Source organism: Edaphobacter modestus, from assembly GCF_004217555.1.
GTDB lineage: Bacteria > Acidobacteriota > Terriglobia > Terriglobales > Acidobacteriaceae > Edaphobacter > Edaphobacter modestus.
This window is the reverse complement of record NZ_SHKW01000001.1, coordinates 5,218,419-5,237,312: the sequence shown is the minus strand read 5'-3', so window position 1 is coordinate 5,237,312 and position 18,894 is coordinate 5,218,419. Positions and strand designations below refer to the sequence as shown.

Below are 18,894 nucleotides of genomic sequence, written 5' to 3'. Positions count from 1 at the left end.
GCTGCACGTCCCTGAGTGAGATAGCGATTTTCATCGATCGAGAATCCGAACCCAGGAAAATGGTTGATAGACAATACTCGACAGAGTCAGCGGAGGTATGCCCTTAAGGCACTTCGCTAAGAATGTTTCCGAAAATGACGTCGACGGCAGCGCAAGCCAATCGCTCGAGCTCGGCATCATTTTCATGCTTACCGACTCCCGCCAGCAGACGGTATAGGGTGTCTCCCGTCAATGAGTCGTGAAGCATCACGGCCATGCGTTCAATCGGAACCGTTGTTCTTCGCAGTTCGTCCCGATGACTTTCCAACACAGATCGTATGATCGAAGCCGTTCTGGCGGGACCGTGCGTGTACCACGCCTCTCCTACTTCGGGACAGTTCACGGCCTCGCCGATGGCGAGACGATGAAGCTCCACAGACCGTTTTGCGGTGATGAGCTTCAAGATGTGAAAAGAGAGTTTCTTTAGACTCCCTTCAAGGTTCAATCCTGTGTAATCGATCTTCGTGAGAGGTTCATTCGACTCGCGGCACAGGTTCTCGATACTGCTGATGAACAACCCACACTTCCCACCGAATTCGCTGTAGACCGTACTCTTCGAACCGCCAGCCAGCTCGACGATCTTGTCGACAGTGACGCCCTCATAGCCGCGTTTCAGAAACAAGTCTGCTGCGACTCTTTGAAGCTTGCCGTTTCGAACCTCTCCTCGCGACCTCTTTTTAGGCATTCATCCCCCAATGCATCAAAGAAATATTCAATGCGATCCACAGCTTGGATTCTCCCGTATCAACAGAATTTTATGCGACTTCTTTCTTCAGACCCCACTCTGGATTGCCGGCCTGTAGCGTTGTCGTTAAGTACTTTAGTGATGTACTGTACCGTACAGTACATTTTTGCTAGAATCAATAGCGAAGCATACGGAGAGTGCATGGAAAACATATCCAATGATTCGCTCGTCCACCCAATCGCTGACCGATGTGTTCGCGATTCAAAGGGAAATAGCTATGCGCGGATTACCTGAACCCAAAGCGCAATTAACGCTCAGCGTTGTGCATCCCGCTGAGCTGAGCAGCGAAACCCAGCAGACACCGGGGTCGCTGAGGTTGTCTGCCATTGCAGCAATGCATGGGATCGCCTCCTCGTTATGGGCAGGCATATTTGTGGTCGAGCCCTTAGCGAAGACCGGCATTCACCACCACGGCGAACAGGATACCGTCGTTTACGTCCTCGAAGGAGAGGCTTGCGTGCGGTGGGGCGACTTCGGAGAGCACTCGGCCACTGTTGAGGCGGGCGATTTTCTGCATGTGCCGAGTTGGTTGCCACATCAGGAACTCAACCCTTCGAAGGAGCACCCATTTCGATGGGTGGTGGTGCGAAGTACGCCAGAGCCGATCGTTGTTAATTTGCCTGACGATTTCTGGACGCCAACTAATTCAAAAGAGAGGAAATGATGAATACGAGAAGAGATTTCTTGAGCATTACTATCAAAGGATCGGCCATGGCGGTGGCGACAGCAGTTCTGCCCAGAGCCGCTTCTGCGTCAGGTGCATCAGAAATGATTGGGAGCAGCAGTATGGAGCAGGCTGTCAGCAGCAGCAACAAAGGGCACTATAAGCCGCCTTTCAGATTTGGTATAGGAGGGGTTCCGCTCGGAAATGAATTCGCGGTCGTTACCGATAAAGATGCGTATGCCACCATCGAAGCCGCCTGGAATGCCGGGGTTCGTTACTATGACATGGCTCCGTGGTACGGATTGGGTTTAGCTGAGCGTAGATACGGCAACTTTCTTCACAACAAAAATCGAAGTGAATACGTCCTCTCCTCGAAGGTCGGCAAGCTCCTCAAGGCATCGAAGACCGCGAAGAATAAGGAGTATTTCCCGTTTTCTCCCTCGCCGAACGATGTGGTCTACGATTACACGGCGTCTGGCGTGCGACGTTCCATTGAAGACAGTCTGCAAAGACTCGGTATTGACAGCCTCGACATCGCCTTCGTGCATGACATCTCGTCGGACAACAAGAATCTTCCGACACCCTGGCAGGAGCAGTACGAGATTGCCCGAAAGGGCGCATTTCCTGAACTCACCCGCATGCGGGAAGAGGGATTGATCAAAGGCTGGGGTATCGGCGTCAACACGCCAGAGCCAATTATGCGACTGCTTGAGGTCGCAGATCCGGATGTATGTCTTCTGGCCTCTCAGTATTCTCTGATCGACCACAAGAATGCCCTGGATCAAGTGTTTCCGGCGGCCAAGACCAAGAGCGTGTCTTTCGTGATCGGCTCATCACTCAACGCAGGGTTTATCACGGGAAGTCCACGCTACAACTACGGGAAGGAGTCATACAAGATTCCGCCTGCCTTTCTTGAAAAACGCAAGAGGCTTCGCGAGGTTGCAAGTAATCATGGAGTCGATCTCCGGACTGCGGCGCTTCAATTCTCTGCCGCGCCTGACAGCGCTGCAGCCCTGGTTGTAGGCGCCAGCAGCGAACAGCAGATCCTTGCGGATTACACCTCCATGCAAACCAAAATTCCTGCCGAGTTCTGGGCAGAACTCAAGGCTCAGAATCTGATCGAGCAAAATGCGCCGGTGCCAGCCTGAGGTCGGCGATAGGCTTGCCATACATTTCCAAATTCTCAACACGAAAAGGAGCAGTCTTATGAAGAAGGAACAGATTCTTTCAACCGCAGCTGCCGCAGCTGCCGGCACGTTCAACATCGGTGGGGATCTCACGGTCAACCGGATGGGCTATGGCGCGATGCGCATTACCGGGCCAGGCGTCTGGGGACCACCCGTAGACAAAACCGCTGCGCTTGCAACCCTGCGGCGGGCGATTGAACTCGGTGTGAATCTGATTGACACGGCCGACTCCTACGGCCCTGGCACCTCTGAAGAGCTGATCGCGGAAGCACTCTACCCATATCCAGTTGGATTAGTGATCGCAACCAAGGGCGGATGGGAGCGCCCGGGCCCGGGCCAATGGACGCACAATGCAAGCCCGAAACATCTCGCCGAAGCGCTGGAGGGGAGTCTGAAGCGTCTGCAATTGGGTCGTATCGACATCTATCAACTTCATGCTCCCGATAATGCTGTCGCTTTCGAGGCGTCTGTAGAAGCGTTGGCCAAGCTGCGTGAGCAGGGTAAAATTCGTCATGTCGCGCTCTCAAATGTGACTCGTGAACACATTGAGAGGGCACGCAAGATCGTTCCGATTGTCTCTGTGCAGAACCGCTACAGCTTTGCGGACCGGGAATCTGACTTCATCGTGGATTATTGCGAGGAACACAATATCGCGTTCCTTCCGTGGGCTCCCCTCGGTCAAGCGAAGGAGGCACATGACGCCATCAAGAAACTTGCGAACGACCTTGATGCAACTCCCTTGCAGGTTGCATTGGCATGGTTACTCAAACGTTCCAAAGTGATTCTGCCTATTCCCGGAACATCTTCGGTCAAGCACCTGGAGGAGAATATCGCTGCTGCGGGTCTTAAACTCCCGCAGGCTGCTTACGACCGGCTGTCCGCTGTAAGCCATGCACCTGCAAGTCTACGTGGCTGAAACTCATGCCAAACTTCGCGTTGTTGCTTCTTACGTAAGGCCACGCGTAATCAACCGTGCCTTTCTAAAAGTTTGCCGGTATCATGCTCCAAACGCGACATTTTGCGTGCTTATTCGGTTCAACTCTCAAAAGTCTGATTTTTTGAGTGGCCGTTATCATCATTGTCTAGGGTGGGGTAGATGCAAATAGGGTGCGGGACATTGAAAGCGGCTCTGTTGAGTGGCTTTCTGACGCTTCTTTTGGCAGGCGACGTTCAAGGGCAGAATTCTCCAACGGCAAAGATGGCATCGGAGTCGCAGACCGCGGGCGGCCAAGTCTTCGCGACACGATGTGCATCTTGCCATGGCACTACCGCGAATGGAGGCGAGTTCGCACCTTCGATTGTGGACCGCGTGCCCCTGCGTACAGACGACGAACTTGCAAGGTTACTGCATGATGGCCTGCCATCGGGCATGCCGGCTTTTCCGGACATCATAGGTCAGGAGCGTACAAGCCTGATCGGCTTCCTGCGAACCCTACAGCCATCTCACGGGGCGGCCATGGCAAGCGCCTCAGTGAGGCTACAGGATGGAAAGATGCTTCAAGGTATCGCGCTGAACCGCTCAGCAAGCGATATGCAACTGCTGGGGAATGACCATAAGCTTTATCTTCTGCGAAAAACGAGCTCTGGTCAGTACAGGACTGTAACCTCGCAGTCAGACTGGCCGAGCTACAACGGGCAGACTGTCGGCAGTCGTTACAGCGAACTGAAGCAGATAACCAACACGAATGCTTCTCAATTACAGGCAAAGTGGATCTTTACCTTGCGAAACACCAGGGAAGTTCAGTCGACCCCAATTGTCGTCGATGGAGTGATGTATGTAACCTCTGCCAACGAGTGCTACGCGCTCGATGCAGGCAGCGGCCGTCAGATATGGCATTATCAGCGCTCACGCACGCCGGGTATCACCGGTGTGGCTGCAGGAGGCGCGAACCGGGGCGCGGCGGTCGCTGGCGATAAAGTATTTATGGTCACTGATAATGCTCACCTGATCGCGCTGAACCGATTCACTGGAGCGCTCGTGTGGGAGACCGAGATGGTTGACTGGCATAACAATTACAACGCCACCGGTGCACCACTTGTGGTTGGCAAAATGGTGATATCCGGCATCGCTGGCGGAGATGAGGGCGCGCGGGGATTTGTGGCGGCATACGATCAAACGTCAGGCAAGGAGGCATGGCGTTTCTGGACCGTGCCGAAACGTGGTGAACCGGGTTCGGAAACATGGCAAGGAACAGGAATTGATCATCCGAGCGGTGCGACCTGGATGACGGGAACCTATGACAAGGATCTGAACACCCTCTACTGGCCTGTCGGCAATCCCGGTCCAGACCTGATCGGAGACGATCGAGCTGGCGATAACCTCTATACCGACTCGATCGTGGCGCTCGATCCAGAGACTGGCAAGTTGAAATGGTACTTCCAGTTCACCCCACATGACGTGCATGACTTCGACGCTATGGCGCCGCCGTCGCTGATCGATGCATTGTGGGAAGGTAAGCCGCGCAAGCTGATGGTTCAGGCCAATCGTAACGGCTTCTTCTACGTGCTGGACCGCACCAATGGCAAATTCTTGTTGGGACGCCCCTATACCAGTAAGCTGACCTGGGCAACAGGCCTTACTCCCGAAGGCCGCCCAATTATCGCTCCGGGTCACGAACCTACGCATGAAGGCGCACTGATCTGCCCATGGCTAAACGGTGCGTCAAACTGGTATTCGGCCTCCTACAATCCGCTTACCGCGCTGTACTACGTCCAGACCAATGATAAGTGTGGCATCTACACACGTACCGATATGCAGTATCAACAGGGCCGCGGCTTCATGGGGGGCTCATTCAGTTCCGATCCGGCCGACCCGGGACGACGTGTCTTGCGTGCATTCGATATCCATACGGGCAAGGCGGTGTGGGAGCTTCCCCAGACAGGCTCTGGAGATACTTTTGGCGGTGTGCTCAGCACAGCTGGCAACGTAGTTCTATACGGAGCCGACGACGATTCTTTTTCAGCTGCAGACGCAAGGACAGGCAAGTCACTTTGGAGGTTCCAGACCAGCCAGCCGCCGCATGCCTCGCCGATGACTTATTTATTCGACAACAAACAATACGTTGCTGTCGCAACCGGCTCGGACATAATAGCGTTCGGCCTGCCGAACTAGCGGCCACGCCAAAATATATTTGGGAGCCAATCTCTCTCGTTGGTGAATTGTGTTTAATGTCGATGGCTTCACGAGGAGGGGGGGCCGATTCCAACGCGCCGGACGCAAGCTTTCATTATTTGCGATGACGGACCAAAGACGCTTTTGCCGCGTAAGTCCCTACGTCTGCCGACATGCAGCATTAGTTGATCTCCATCCTGCGCGCAGCTGAACTCCATTCTGCGAAACCCTCCGCGCTCATAGGCGAAGGTCGTTCCATCGTCCTGATAGAGAGTTCCGCGGCAGTTGCCTCCGGGGTAGACTCGCAAGGTCAGTGGGCCATTTGGCACATCGTTCGTACTCTGTACCAGAGGCTGCATCGGCACAATAGCTCCTTCACGAACGAACACCGGCAAGACCTCGAGCTTCGGCTGGATCATGATCGAAGTCCCTTCTACTTTTTCCCGGTTTCATCTGCATGTCCGATGATTTTCTCTCCCGTCAGAAGTCGTACCAGCCAGTCGATGGTAACAACGCCGTGTAACTATCGAGCCTGTCCGGGAAAGGTGACGGCACCACCAACAGATCCCGCCCGAAGAGAAACTCGCCCTAAGTGTCGAGATCAATGGGATGAAGGTCAGTGGTTGCGCGTGGAAATTCAAAAACAGTGGCCCGAGCGCAGCCGGTTTGCAATCTCCAGCACGCGAGTCTCTAGAACATAACTGAATCGCGACTGCTGAAAGCCGAGCGACTATAGCGGTGGCAACGGTGTGGGACCCGTCAGCCACGCATAGTCCTCGAGAACCTGCTTCGCGTCCGGATCATAGAGCACGTAGTAATTAAGGGGACCATCTTCGGCGCCAAAAGAATATGCGGTATGGGATTACTTGCCGAAATCAAAACTGTCCTCCAGTGGTTGTGAATAAAGTTCCTACCGCTCTGCCCCGACAGACACTGAGGAAGAAAGGGATGCTTTTATAGATCGTGTCCGTCGATTCCGGAAAGCCGAACCAATCTGTGTTCCACATCGAGTATGCTCCGCCTCGACGGCCTAAGGATCGGGCTTATCCCCCAAGCCAAAATAATGCTCCTCGGGAGGCATCGTTTTGTAAATCCGAAAGGCGCTTCCATGAAATTCAATGGGGCGATTTGGATCGTCTTTTTGGACGACAGCTCCGTTCAGGTCCGTAATCGTAAGTTGCGACGTCTCCCAGTCCACTCGAACTCGTACCGCTTTGGTTCGAAAACCCGATACTTCCACTGTCCTGTTCCTGCGTGGTCGGTACACTGTTCGTCCGGGCTTCGGGAAGAACTTCCCCTTGCTATCCGGACTCGAAGAATGTCGTCCCTCAGAGCCGTGATCCGGATAATCAACCCTTCACTTCTAGCCTCAAGACATTGCTCAACACGGCGCTGCGGGTTAACTTGCTCGCAATGACGGTGGTAGACGATCTCCCTCCTTCAACGACAGGAGGTCGCTTCACTTGCTGAGGACGTGCAGTTATCGGAAAAAAGAGAGACATTTCCAATTTGGGTCATTGATTGAGTCATATCTTGATCGCGGTAACCCCGCGACGATGTTTGAGCCAGATCCTTTGTCGCCCGCGGAACGGAACGACGACATCAAGCCATCGTGGAGTCAGTCAGGTTGGCGGAGAGCCGAAAGGCTATCCCAATAGGTTGAGGAGAATGATCATTCCGCGTCGAATGCTAGATGTTTTCTGCTTATCTGGTTGTGTCAGCCGGCTGGCTTTGAAAAACTTATTCGACGAGCTTGCGAAAGCCGAGACGGCGGCAATCTCATAACCGAGTGTGGCGAAGTGGTATCTGCGGTATTTGACGAGATCGTGATACGGTGGAAATGTCACTGGCCCGACATGGGCTTTGGCAGATGTATGGTGTCACATCAACACCATCCGCTGCTGAAAGGGCGTATGGCATTCAATTTGTGCAATCTGGCTCTCAAAGCATTGACGGCAATGCTCTCTGGAAAGAAAGAGTGCGAGCAGTGATTCCATCACAGACGAATCGAATTCCTACTCGCCGAATGCCGTTTGATCCGGCTGCTGCGGTCACAGGTATCGGAAGTCTGCCACTCACCTCTATGGCAGCGGCAATTCAGTCAGTTGCCGAATTTTCGTCCGAGATTCCCTTCTGGCCGCAGATGCCGCGACTCTCAGAACAGGAGAGTGTTATCGGCCAAGGCCTGGGTGCTGTCGCAGATCTGATAGAGCCTCGCAACGAAGGCTACGGATATCAGGTAAAAGAGGGCCGGCTCGATTCAGTGATCGAGATCCTTCACCGGAATAGCGGAGAGTTGACGCCAGCGAACGCATCAGGCTTTGGTGCGTTCGAAGAAGCGTTGTCATCCGGCCTGTTCAAGTCTGCGACCGCCGTCAAGGGACAGATTGAGGGTCTAGTGACGCTGTCGGCCTATCTGTATTATCGGGGCCGGCCGTTTCTGTCTGATCCTGCGCTTTTTGCAGCAATCGCATTTCATGTCTCGCAAATCATCTGCTGGCAGATTGATCGCCTGAAATCTGCCGGCCTGCCTGTGCTGCGATTTGTCGATGAGCCTGCTTTGTGCCTCGAGGCATCCGCCGCAAACCCTATCGCAGAGGAACAGAGGCTCAACGCATTAGCGATCACACTGAATGACGCGCGAACTCACGGAGCCTACGCCGGACTTCATTGCTGCGCGGCGCGCCCGTTCGAGCGCATGTTCCGCGCAAAGCCGGATATCCTCTCGTTCGATGCTCATGAGGGACTTGAGTCGTTTTTGGCCGATCCGCATGCGCTCGACTTCGTGTATCAAGGAGGAACAGTCGCCTATGGATTGGTGCCCACAAGACCGCACCTGAACGCCGTCGATTCAGCAAGCATTTTTATCCGCTGGCTGGAAGCAGCATCTCTTACGGGCAATCCCCAGAAGCTTGCTGAGCGAGCCATCATCACAGCAACCTGTGGACTTGGCCTGCTCGATACTCCTTCTGTAGTGGAGTCCTTCAACGTCGCGCATGGTGTGAGCAAACTGATCAGACGCTTGGCTGGAACATCGGAAGAAAAATGCTTCGAGGATAGCTAACCTGCAGGATCGTAGTTTAGGTTAGGTCCAAGCCATCGCTCAACCTCTGCCACGCTCATCCCCTTACGTTCGTGATAGTCAGCGATCTGATCGCGGTCAATCTTGCCCAGACTAAAATAGCGTGATTCCGGATGGGCGAAGTAGAGCCCGCTCACGCTCGAGCCCGGCCACATCGCAAATGACTCCGTAATCAGCATTCCGGTGTTCGCCTGCACATCAAGCAAACGCCAGATCGTGCCCTTCTCCGTGTGATCCGGGCACGCTGGGTAACCCGGGGCCGGCCTTATCCCCCGATACTTCTCCTGGACGAGCTCGGCAGCGCTAAAGTTTTCTTCGCAGCCGTAACCCCACTCATCCCGCACCCGCTTGTGAAGGCATTCAGCGAAGGCTTCCGCGAGGCGATCGGCGATCGCTTCTGCCATGATCGCGTTGTAATCATCATGCTCGGTCCTGAAATGGTCGCACAGCTCCTTTAGGCCGACCCCACTGGTTACTGCGAAGGCCCCTATATAGTCCGCCAGCCCTGTTTCCTTTGGCGCAATGAAATCGGCGAGTGACCGACATGGCTCGCTGCCTTCCTTATTTGACTGCTGGCGAAGGAAGTGAAATCGCTCAGGTACCTTTCCGCCGTTGTCGTCAGCGTACAGTACGACATCATCGCCGACAGCGTTAGCAGGAAAGAATCCGTAGACGCCCCGCGCCGTGAGCAGCTTCTTCTCGATGATGCGATCCAGAAGAGCATTAGCCTCGGAAAAGAGTTGGCGCGCCTGCGCTCCCTGCTTCTCGTCATCGACGATGCGAGGATAAATACCTTTCAATCCCCAGGTATGGAAGAACGGTGTCCAGTCAATGAAGTCACGCAATGTCTCCAGAGGAAAGTCCGCAAGTACGCGCACGCCGGTGAATTCAGGTACAGGTATGTCCTCGGCACGCCACTCGATCGGGGTGCGCCTTTTGCGAGCAGTCTCTAGCGATACGACCTTCTGCCGAGGCGAAGAATGGGCCTTGCGGAGCGCCGCATAGTCGGCGCGGTGCTGCGCTACGAATTCCGCCTTGCCATCCTCACTCAGAAGTTTTGTCGTCACAGGCACTGCCCGGCTGGCATCGAGCACGTGGACCACAGGCTCGCTATAGTGCGGCGCAATCTTAATTGCCGTGTGCGCCCTGCTCGTGGTTGCTCCACCGATGAGAAGCGGTAATTTGAACCCCTGACGCTCCATCTCGCGGGCGACATGCACCATTTCATCGAGAGAGGGCGTGATCAGACCGCTAAGGCCAATCACGTCGGCATTCACCGCCTTCGCACGCTCAAGAATCTTTTCCGCTGGTACCATCACGCCCATATCGATGACTTCGTAGTTATTGCAGGCGAGGACGACCCCGACAATATTCTTGCCGATGTCGTGAACGTCGCCCTTGACCGTTGCAAGTACGATCTTTCCCTGCGTTCTGACCACCTGGCCAGCCGCGGCCATCGCGGCCTTTTCAGCCTCCATGAATGGCGTCAGGTACGCAACAGCCTTCTTCATGACGCGGGCAGACTTAACAACCTGTGGCAAGAACATCTTGCCGGCTCCGAACAGATCGCCTACCACGCTCATGCCTGCCATCAATGGACCTTCAATCACTAATAGAGGACGGCCCAGCTTGGCACGAGCCTCCTCGGTATCGGTGTCGATGTACGCGTCAATGCCTTTGACAAGCGCGTGAGAAAGGCGTTCCTCGACTGTGCCGTTACGCCACTCTTCGGTCTTCTTCTCACTGACGGCACCTCCAGCGCTTGCGGCCTTCAACCTCTCCCCAAAGTCCACCAGGCGCTCTGTCGCATCCGGACGGCGGTTGAGCAGCACGTCCTCGACCAGCATCTTCAACTCTGGCTCAATCTCCTCGTAGATCTCGAGCTGTCCGGCATTCACAATGCCCATGTCCATGCCCGCAGCAATAGCGTGATAGAGAAACGCGGAGTGCATAGCCTCGCGAACCTTGTTGTTGCCGCGAAAACTGAACGAGATGTTCGAGACACCACCGCTGACCTTCGCGTGTGGCAGGTTGGTCTTGATCCAGCGCGTGGCGTTGATGAAGTCTACCGCGTAGTTGTTGTGTTCCTCCATGCCGGTGGCAACAGTGAGGATGTTGGGGTCGAAGATAATGTCTTCGGGCGGAAAACCAACTTCGTCGACCAGGATCTGGTAGGCGCGCTCGCAGATGCGAATTTTATCCTCGGACGTCGCAGCCTGGCCCTTTTCGTCGAAAGCCATCACCACCACCGCAGCGCCATACTTGAGAATGGTCGCGGCGTTCCGGCGGAACTTCTCTTCCCCTTCCTTCAGCGAGATTGAGTTCACGATGCCCTTGCCCTGCAGGCACTTCAGCCCGGCCTCGATAACTTCCCATTTCGAGGAGTCCACCATGAAGGGCACTTTGGCGACCTCAGGTTCGCTCGCCAGCAACTGCAGAAAACGAGTCATCGCCGCAACGCCATCGATCATGCCCTCGTCCATGCAGATGTCGATCACGTTCGCCCCGTTCTCGACCTGCTGCCGAGCCACGTTCACCGCTTCCTCGTACTTGCCATCCTTGACCAGCTTCGCGAACTTTGGCGAGCCGGCGACATTGGTCCGCTCCCCGATCATGATGTAGACGCCCGGTTGTTGGGTGAACGGCTGTGACCCCGACAGACGGAGGGGTTTTATGTCTCTGGTCACCACCACGGGAACGCTCTCGAGGACGCTCATGCTACGCTCTCGCTCTCGGGCGCATAAGATTCGTCAGGTAACGCCACCTCCAGCCTTCGCGGAGGCTGGCCTTCGAGTGCTTTGGCGATCGCCGCTATGTGCTCAGGCGTATTGCCGCAGCAGCCGCCGGCGATGTTAATTAGCCCTCCCCGTGCGAAATCAGCCAGATATCGCGCCATGTCCTGCGGCTCCAGATCGAAACCGGTCGGCGAAAGCGGATTGGGCAAGCCAGCATTCGGATAGGCTGAGATCGCCACGTCCGCCTTCCCCGAGAGCTCCTCAAGGAACGGATACATCAGATCGGGTCCAAGAGAGCAGTTGAGCCCCACCGACAGTGGCTTCGCATGTTGAACCGCATTCCAGAATGCCTCAATCGTCTGCGCGGAGATCATCGTCTCTCCGCCACGCCCGACTGCCGCAGAGATCATCACTGGAAGCTCCTTACCACCTTCATCGAATACCTCACGGATGGCGACGAGCGCGGCCTTGGCGTTGAGCGAGTCAAAGATGGTCTCGACCAGCAGGAGGTCCGAACCACCGGCGATGAGGGCACGCACCTGCTGCGCATAGGCAACTTTTACCTGATCGAAGGTCATTACCCGGAAGCCCGGGTCATCGGCATCGGGAGAGTTCGAAAGAGAAACCGTCAGCGGTCCGATCGCCCCTGCTACGAATCGCTGACGCGAGGTCGCATTGCCAACACGATCCGCCCATTCGCGGCACTGGCGGGCCGACTGCTCATTGATCTCCCAGGCCAGGTCGTTGAGGAAAGGATCGTCGATGATCTTTTGATAGAACGCGGGATCCTTCCGGCCACCGTGCTCTCGCGGATCGTCCACGAAGAACTCACTCTGAGAGATGCTGGTCGCGCCGAAGGTGTTGGTCTCGATGATGTCCGCGCCGGCTTCCAGAAAACGGCGGTGAATATCACCAATCATCTTGGGCTGAGTAAGGGTGAAGAGATCGCCATTGTTCAACAGGTCCTTCCTCGCATCCCTGAACCGCTCCCCACGAATGTCAGCTTCTTTCATGTCATAGGTGCGGATGGTCGTGCCCATCGCCCCATCGATGATGGCGATGCGACTGTCGAGGATCTTTTGAAGAGGATGTTGGTGGGCTCTTGTCATGTCTCCCTGGTGGCCTTGAGCGTGGCTATGCTGCTTTTACAGCGGCATAGCCGCGCATTGTTGCTCCTGCCGCAATAAAGGGGCAGGCATTTCAGGTCAATCTCACGCCGGACACTTACCACTGTAGGCGCACACTCATCCGCGTTGTCCCGACGCATTTAGGTTTCTCTTTAGATTATCTCATTCCGGTTCAGGACTTTCGGTTAGGGATGCCCAAATCGCGGTTGGAATGTGGGAACTGAAGCTGGTCACCTACAGTGAACTCTCAGTCCAGTTCGCGGTAGGCACTGAGACTGGGCAAGCGGGATGGGTCAATAGGTGACATGGTCCCCCTTTTCCTTCTTTACAGTCATTATTTGTAGCAACTGATCCGTTGAGTGGATTCGAAAACCCGTTCATATGACTTCTTGTCGGAAATAACTGAGAGTCAAACACCTTTGAGTAGTTTCATCACGTACGCAGGTGTCAGTGGAATTCTGCGCGGATAAACCCCCGTAGCGTCGAAGAAAGCAGCAGCAATCGCAGGCGGACATATCCCATTCGCCGCCTCCGAGCCCCCGCCATACCCTTTATCGTCACGCGAGAGCTGCACCGTCTTCACCTCGGGCATCTCGGCCATTGTCAGAATTTTGTACCGGGTCCACATCGTACTTGTGATCTTCCCCGTGTCGAAGGTCACCTCTTCCTTCAGAGCTTCGCTCACTCCCATCACGACACCACTCTTCATGCAGCGTGTAAGCTGCCGCGGGTTGATAATCTTTCCACATTCGGCGCCAATCGTAAACTTCGTTACCTGCACCACGCCTGTATCCGGAGTTACCAAGACCTCCGCAATGCCCATCCAGTATGAGTTTTCGCGAACCATGATGTTCGCCCCTCGTCCGGCGACCGGTTCCGCCCCTGTACGGCGCGCCCCCGGATGCGGAAAGGAACGAGGCTCCCACGCAGCCTCCTTCGCAGTGGCGTTGATAATATCGATCAGCCGTTGGTCGGTAGTATGCCGCAGCCTGAACTCGATGGGATCGGCACCCGCAACGAAAGCGGCTTGGTTCATTAGTGATTCGAGTGCAAAATTTTGCTGCCGCTGTCCCGGCGTGCGCATGATCAAACCGCGTAACCCCATCGTAGATGAATCCGCCCCAAGGTTTGGCATGCCGTAGACCTCTTCCCGTCGGTGAGGAATCTTGTCGTACGGCCATTCTGTAGCAATCCATTGCCCCGGCTTCGGTACGCTGCACGGCATCCCGGCAAGAATAGCTCCGACAATACGAGCATCGTTTGACTGCGGCGAGTAGAAGGCGCTCTGCACCGAGGTTACACGACCATCCGCATCTAGGCCGCACTTGATGTCCTCCACCCAGCAGGGCGAGCAGGTCGACCATGCAAAGTCCTCCTGCAGCGTCCACTGCACGCGCACCGGCTTGCCAGTCATCTGCGAAAGAATGGCCGCATCGCCCTCTGCGCCATCCCCTCCAAAGGTTGTGCGTCCAAACTGACCTGCATGATCCATCCAACGAACGACCACTTTTTCTATAGGTACACTCAAAGTATTTGCGATCTGCGCTCGCAATCCCTGCGAGTTCGCCGAGTGCGTCCACACCGTTGTTGCGCCGTCGCTGCGCACATCGGCAACTGCAACAAACGGTCCAATAGGAGCATGCTTCACATACGGCTGCTCGTATGTCGCGGAGATCGTCTTTACGGAGCCCGCCATCGCCGCTGCCACCGCATCGGCATTCCCTCGGGCCTCCGAGGGTGCTCCCCACTTGTAGCCACGCAACCCCTGCGTCAGATTCTCGCTACCTGGTAACCCAACCCACTCTGTCCACTTCGTCTCTGCTGCGACAGCCTGCGCTGCATTGATCGATTCCCACTCGTTAGGAGAGACCACCGCCACCAGATTCTTCTTTACCACTACCTGCGCGCTAGGAAACATCGTCTTATCGAGCGTCCCAACGGAGATCAGCGTCGATCCCAGAGTCGCTGGACGCACCATCCGCGCATGAAGCATTTCCGGCAGTGTGACGTCACAGGTCCACTGCGTCTTTCCTGTGACCTTGTCCGGAGTGCCCGGCATCGGATGCGACTTGCCGACGAACCTGTACTGGCTCATTGGCTTCATCGGCGGATCTCCCAGCACTACCAGACCATCCAGGCCCGCCATCCCGTTCCACGACTTCGGATCGACCTTCGCAGCCTCACCCGAGACAGGGATCTTCAGATCGAGGTGCTGTTCCCGTACGAGTTCCCCGTACCGTATGCTCTTTCCACCGCCAGTCACAACTCCATCCACGACGGTGAGAGCTGTGACCGGCACACGCAGCTTCTTCGCGGCCAGGCCAAGCAGCGCTTGATACGTATAGGCGCCAACCTTGCGAAGATTGGCCGCTCCAGTACGGAACCCTGCCGAGTAACCGCCATCCGGGGTCTTATCGGTGTCGCCCATAATCAGCGTGATCGTCTCTGGGCGAACGTTCAGTTCTTCCGCAACCACCTGGGCATAAAACGCACTCATGCCTGTGCCGATCTCCGTCCGCCCAGTACGAACTACAACTGTGTTGTCATGTCTGATTTCGATCCATGATGCAAGCCCGGTCGTCATCGTCGGAACCTCGGCGGCAGTCGCAGCAAGATGAGGAAACGAGAATGACACCATCAACACACCGCCGCCCTTGATGAAGCCGCGACGAGAAAGCGTCGGTATAGCTGTGGAAGCGCTATCGCTCTTGATCTTCACCGTCATAATGTAGACCTCTTCAGCTCTTCATCGCCTGGGCCGCGCGTTGCACCGCATCGAGAATCGCGGCATAAGTGCCGCAGCGACAGAGATGCGGAGAAGGCGGTTTATTCGTATACGCATCTTTGATCTGTGCCACGGTCGGATTTGGATTGTTAGCAAGCAGTTCCACAGCGACGATCATCATCCCACTCTGGCAGTAGCCGCACTGTGGCACCTGCTCGTCAATCCACGCCTGCTGCACCGGATGTAGCACTGTATCGCCTGGAGCATGCAGCCCCTTCGCCGCTGCCCACATTGCGGGTAGCCCCTCGATCGTAGTCACCAGCTTCCCAGCGACTGCCGAGGCTGGCGTAATACACGAGCGCACCTCCACTCCATCCACCAGCACAGAGCACGCGCCGCACTGCGCCATCCCACAGCCATAGCGTGGGCCGGACAGCTTCAGATCGTTGCGCAGAACATACAGCAACGGTGTATCCGGCGTAGCCGATACCGAATGGTTCGAGCCATTCACAGATAGAGTCAACTGATTCGCCATCGCTTCTCCTCCTTGGAAGCCGCGCTTCTTGACGCCGTAGCGACCAAATACCACGCCGGCCAGCTCAGCGCCCAGTTAGGAATCCACGAACCGTTGCTGCTCCATGCAGGAATCGTCAGCACCGTAATTGTCGCCGCCAAAACCACAGCCGAGCGCAACCTGATCCGTGCAATCTGCAGACCGCGGCGGACTCCCCATGCCGCAGGAAGCAGAAATAGAAGCAGGCAAAATCGCGATAACGATTCCACATGGAACCTCGTCAGGCAAAACACGCATGGCGCGAACGAGAGCGCAATACTTACCCGTACTGTCCTCCGCGACATCGATCCCATCACAAACCCACCGGTCCACGACCACGCAACCAGCAAAAGAACGTTGCACAGGAGCAACGCACATCCGGGCCCCAGCACAATTCCACTGCCCTTGAAAAGGGTCGAGTTGATGAGTCCCTGATACGTCTGGCTGATCGACAGTGAAAATCCCATCAACAGCAGGCTGCATGGCAACGCCAGCCCAAACGACGCGAGCCATGGCCTCCAGTTCTTCCAAAGCATTAGTTGCCGTCGAACGGCCAGGCCAAGGATACCGAGCAGCCCCTCCCACTCTCCTTCCCTAGTCTCAACCAGATCACCCAGCACCGCCTCGCGTTCGTTTCGTTCCAGCAGTCGAGCGGCAACCTCCACAAGCGACCAGGCGATGCTCGTCATAGAATGCCTCCGCTACGATTCACGACCCATGACGCGCCACGGCTCACACGCATGACCACGTCGTAGAAATCCTTTCCCTCCTGGACGCCCTTAGGCGTTACTCGCACCATGCGCTTGGCGCGGCCTCCCCTCTCCGCCGTGGCCTCCCCCATCCACGTCATAAGCAATCCCTTCTTCTCCAGCCGGTCAATGGTCGTATAAAGCGCGCCGATAGAACATTTCCGCCCCGTCGTCGATTCGATCTCTTCCCGAATCGACGCACCATAAGCGTTCTCACCAAGTCCCGCCGCCGCTGTAATCAATAGATACTCGAATTCGCCTAGCATTAGAATCACATTGTGATACTAATAATGATCTTTGTCAACTGAGCCAGATCACACCAACGATAGACGTCATTATGGGCAATCAGATTCCATGCGACAGTCTATTGATAGGAAGACTTTATCTGCGCCAAATCGCCGCCATTCTTTCTGCAGAGTTTGGAGCAGGTCGGCGCAGATCGTGGGCGCCAAAGTGTTCAATCCCGATTTGCTTCGATGACTGTTCAACTACTGACCAGATCGCCCAGTCTCCCAGCTCGTCTCGCAGAATCCATTCGCTCTGAAAAATTTCCTGAACTTACCGATGCACACCGCCAGAATTCCTCCCGTGGATCCGGCTCCGGCGACCATTACTGCTGTGCTTGTGATGCATGCTGGGCACATATGTCCGCCAGGGAGAGGTCCCGGGATATTAAAGGGTGGTGGCTATGGACACCTCGCAAGCTCTTTCGTTGGTTGCAATCGGAAGAGCGAATCAAGCTTCGAGTCCGGTAGTTTCACGCATCCACAACCAATACAGTGCTCCGGCGCAACCGCGTCCCTATACCGCTGCAGAAATGAGTGCCCTTTGGGATCTCGCGCGGCAAAGCTGCAGTCCGGTAATCTTTTCACGTTTCTGCTTACCGTGTACGTAGTAATTGATCCACCAGATGTCTCAGCCCTTTGGTCGTTCAAAGACACCCCCGGGATCGCTGCACTTGTCGTCTGTTCTTCACTGAATCATGCTCGCCTTTTCGATTGGGGAGGAGTGTGGGCTACGTACCGGCGAGGTTGGCAAACTGCTTGTGCTGCCGCCCATTTTTGAGCCATGGCGAGGGATCAAGTTGCCGGAGCTCAGAACCCCAGGTTGACGCTTTCGGCCCTCATCGACGATGCACTGGCATATGCGAAGACGCTCAATCAAAGCGCTCGCGACTATGCATGCAAGGCATGCATCGTAGGAAAGGAAATGGGTTTTCGCATTGCGTCTGAAGTGACATCCCAGGACATCGATTCCTGGCCTCGCAAAGCGCAAGAGCAAGAGCAATGCAACTGCAAACCGCTATAAGGCGTTCTTCAGCCTCGTGTATAGGGAGGGTGTTCGCAATGGGAAGGTGCAGACCAACCCGGCTCGCCAGATTCGTCAAAGAAAGGAAGGTACAGGGAGAGTACGATTCCTGAGCCGCGAGGAATACGAAAAGCTTTGCGCTGTCATCTCAGATCGCTTTCCAGTACACCTGCCAGCCTTTCGTGGTTTCAGTCCGCGGGGTGTGAGCAAGCGAGCAGATCTTCCTGCATATGGGCCCAGGTTGATCTCGGTAGACAGATCGTCGATCTGACAAAGACAAGAATGGTAGTGCCAGGGTCGTGAGGCTCAATGCGACCGCGCTTGCTGCGATTGCCTCCCTCCCTCGGCTGGGCAGCCAAGGAACGTACCGGTATTTCCGCGCGTCCTTGCAAGACGAAGCTTCGACACCAAGTCTTGGTTCAGCCATCTTTAGCGGCCGCTTATATTACAGGCTGCGTCTGGCACTGCAACCGGCACACATTCTGTTCATGGCTTGCGATGTCAGGTGCGTCCATCAAGGGGATCCAGGAGGCGGCCAGCCACAAGACAATCACCATGACAGCTCGCTACAGCCATCTCTCTCCAGCACTCTGCAGTCTGTGGTGGAACGAATAGCAACGCCAGGTTCATGATGCCTCACGGCGTTCGGCTCGCAAACATGCACCAAAACCGGCACCCCAAAAAACGACCCCTCGCAGTTAGGTGGTCGGTTTCATCCATAAGCTATTTGGAATCATGGTGCCCGGAGGGGGACTTGAACCCCCACGACCGGTTAAGGTCTGCGGATTTTAAGTCCGCTGTGTCTGCCGATTTCACCATCCGGGCCAGAGCTGATTTCCCCCAACCTTTCTCATGCTACCGCATCAGT

General features: G+C 55.6%; 14 protein-coding genes, 1 tRNA gene and 1 pseudogene. 6 read left to right on the top strand and 10 right to left on the bottom strand.

Annotated features, from left to right (window positions below):
* Positions 1-103: 103 nt before the first annotated feature.
* Positions 104-724 carry a TetR/AcrR family transcriptional regulator gene (locus BDD14_RS22080; RefSeq protein ID WP_130421301.1) on the bottom strand — a complete coding sequence of 207 codons (621 nt, stop codon included), beginning with the start codon at positions 722-724 and terminating at the stop codon, positions 104-106.
* A gap of 217 nt (positions 725-941) precedes the next feature.
* On the opposite strand from BDD14_RS22080, the gene BDD14_RS22075 reads away from it, so the two are divergent.
* The 4 genes from BDD14_RS22075 to BDD14_RS22060 all read left to right on the top strand — a co-directional run bounded on the left by BDD14_RS22075 (position 942) and on the right by BDD14_RS22060 (position 5,747).
* Positions 942-1,448: a cupin domain-containing protein gene (locus BDD14_RS22075; RefSeq protein ID WP_130421299.1), complete on the top strand. Its 507-nt coding sequence runs from the start codon at positions 942-944 to the stop codon at positions 1,446-1,448.
* Positions 1,449-1,570: 122 nt separating this feature from the next.
* Complete coding sequence (locus BDD14_RS22070; protein WP_242618119.1) at positions 1,571-2,596, top strand: aldo/keto reductase; 1,026 nt, start codon at positions 1,571-1,573, stop codon at positions 2,594-2,596.
* Positions 2,597-2,654: 58 nt separating this feature from the next.
* Positions 2,655-3,551 (top strand): aldo/keto reductase, encoded by an 897-nt coding sequence (locus BDD14_RS22065; protein WP_130421297.1) that lies wholly within the window; start codon positions 2,655-2,657, stop codon positions 3,549-3,551.
* A gap of 216 nt (positions 3,552-3,767) precedes the next feature.
* Positions 3,768-5,747: a PQQ-dependent dehydrogenase, methanol/ethanol family gene (locus tag BDD14_RS22060; RefSeq protein ID WP_165420190.1), complete on the top strand. Its 1,980-nt coding sequence runs from the start codon at positions 3,768-3,770 to the stop codon at positions 5,745-5,747.
* 68 nt (positions 5,748-5,815) lie between these two features.
* Here the strand turns inward: BDD14_RS22060 and BDD14_RS22055 are convergent, their stop codons facing one another.
* Positions 5,816-6,106, bottom strand: coding sequence for a DUF5110 domain-containing protein (locus BDD14_RS22055; protein WP_242618269.1), 291 nt, complete (start codon positions 6,104-6,106; stop codon positions 5,816-5,818).
* Positions 6,107-6,622: 516 nt separating this feature from the next.
* A pseudogene (locus BDD14_RS34015) lies at positions 6,623-6,987 on the bottom strand (hypothetical protein).
* Between the two features lie 738 nt (positions 6,988-7,725).
* Between BDD14_RS34015 and BDD14_RS22045 the strand changes: the two are divergent.
* On the top strand, positions 7,726-8,811 hold the full coding sequence (locus BDD14_RS22045; RefSeq protein WP_165420189.1) for a uroporphyrinogen decarboxylase/cobalamine-independent methonine synthase family protein: 1,086 nt from the start codon (positions 7,726-7,728) through the stop codon (positions 8,809-8,811).
* Here BDD14_RS22045 and metH read toward each other — a convergent pair.
* The 6 genes from metH to BDD14_RS22015 all read right to left on the bottom strand — a co-directional run bounded on the left by metH (position 8,808) and on the right by BDD14_RS22015 (position 16,984).
* Positions 8,808-11,546, bottom strand: coding sequence for a methionine synthase (gene metH, locus BDD14_RS22040; RefSeq protein ID WP_130421287.1), 2,739 nt, complete (start codon positions 11,544-11,546; stop codon positions 8,808-8,810). The two genes, BDD14_RS22045 and metH, sit on opposite strands and share 4 nt — an antisense overlap.
* A complete protein-coding gene (locus tag BDD14_RS22035; protein WP_130421285.1) occupies positions 11,543-12,673 on the bottom strand; it encodes a homocysteine S-methyltransferase family protein in 1,131 nt (376 codons plus the stop codon). Before BDD14_RS22035 ends, metH begins: the two co-directional genes overlap by 4 nt.
* 427 nt (positions 12,674-13,100) lie before the next feature.
* The gene (locus BDD14_RS22030) at positions 13,101-15,416 is read right to left on the bottom strand and encodes a xanthine dehydrogenase family protein molybdopterin-binding subunit (protein WP_130421283.1); all 2,316 of its coding nucleotides are present in this window, start codon (positions 15,414-15,416) and stop codon (positions 13,101-13,103) included.
* Positions 15,417-15,429: 13 nt separating this feature from the next.
* The gene (locus tag BDD14_RS22025; protein ID WP_130421281.1) at positions 15,430-15,951 is read right to left on the bottom strand and encodes a (2Fe-2S)-binding protein; all 522 of its coding nucleotides are present in this window, start codon (positions 15,949-15,951) and stop codon (positions 15,430-15,432) included.
* Positions 15,936-16,658 (bottom strand): hypothetical protein, encoded by a 723-nt coding sequence (locus BDD14_RS22020; RefSeq protein WP_130421279.1) that lies wholly within the window; start codon positions 16,656-16,658, stop codon positions 15,936-15,938. Before BDD14_RS22020 ends, BDD14_RS22025 begins: the two co-directional genes overlap by 16 nt.
* Positions 16,655-16,984: a PadR family transcriptional regulator gene (locus tag BDD14_RS22015; protein ID WP_130421277.1), complete on the bottom strand. Its 330-nt coding sequence runs from the start codon at positions 16,982-16,984 to the stop codon at positions 16,655-16,657. Before BDD14_RS22015 ends, BDD14_RS22020 begins: the two co-directional genes overlap by 4 nt.
* Positions 16,985-18,335: 1,351 nt before the next feature.
* Here BDD14_RS22015 and BDD14_RS34585 point away from each other — a divergent pair.
* Positions 18,336-18,641 (top strand): tyrosine-type recombinase/integrase, encoded by a 306-nt coding sequence (locus tag BDD14_RS34585; RefSeq protein ID WP_130421275.1) that lies wholly within the window; start codon positions 18,336-18,338, stop codon positions 18,639-18,641.
* Between the two features lie 121 nt (positions 18,642-18,762).
* Here BDD14_RS34585 and BDD14_RS22000 read toward each other — a convergent pair.
* Positions 18,763-18,851 (bottom strand) — tRNA-Leu (locus BDD14_RS22000).
* Positions 18,852-18,894: the final 43 nt, after the last annotated feature.

Bases quoted from the DNA above. Each gene is read 5' to 3' on its own strand.
- BDD14_RS22065 (WP_130421297.1), top strand. From the start codon at position 2,655: ATGAAGAAGGAACAGATTCTTTCAACCGCAGCTGCCGCAGCTGCCGGC.
- BDD14_RS22030 (WP_130421283.1), bottom strand. From the start codon at position 15,416: ATGACGGTGAAGATCAAGAGCGATAGCGCTTCCACAGCTATACCGACG.
- BDD14_RS22070 (WP_242618119.1), top strand. From the start codon at position 1,571: ATGGAGCAGGCTGTCAGCAGCAGCAACAAAGGGCACTATAAGCCGCCT.
- BDD14_RS22075 (WP_130421299.1), top strand. From the start codon at position 942: ATGATTCGCTCGTCCACCCAATCGCTGACCGATGTGTTCGCGATTCAA.
- BDD14_RS22020 (WP_130421279.1), bottom strand. From the start codon at position 16,658: ATGACGAGCATCGCCTGGTCGCTTGTGGAGGTTGCCGCTCGACTGCTG.
- BDD14_RS34585 (WP_130421275.1), top strand. From the start codon at position 18,336: ATGCGACCGCGCTTGCTGCGATTGCCTCCCTCCCTCGGCTGGGCAGCC.
- BDD14_RS22025 (WP_130421281.1), bottom strand. From the start codon at position 15,951: ATGGCGAATCAGTTGACTCTATCTGTGAATGGCTCGAACCATTCGGTA.
- BDD14_RS22080 (WP_130421301.1), bottom strand. From the start codon at position 724: ATGCCTAAAAAGAGGTCGCGAGGAGAGGTTCGAAACGGCAAGCTTCAA.
- metH (WP_130421287.1), bottom strand. From the start codon at position 11,546: ATGAGCGTCCTCGAGAGCGTTCCCGTGGTGGTGACCAGAGACATAAAA.
- BDD14_RS22035 (WP_130421285.1), bottom strand. From the start codon at position 12,673: ATGACAAGAGCCCACCAACATCCTCTTCAAAAGATCCTCGACAGTCGC.
- BDD14_RS22055 (WP_242618269.1), bottom strand. From the start codon at position 6,106: ATGCAGCCTCTGGTACAGAGTACGAACGATGTGCCAAATGGCCCACTG.
- BDD14_RS22015 (WP_130421277.1), bottom strand. From the start codon at position 16,984: ATGCTAGGCGAATTCGAGTATCTATTGATTACAGCGGCGGCGGGACTT.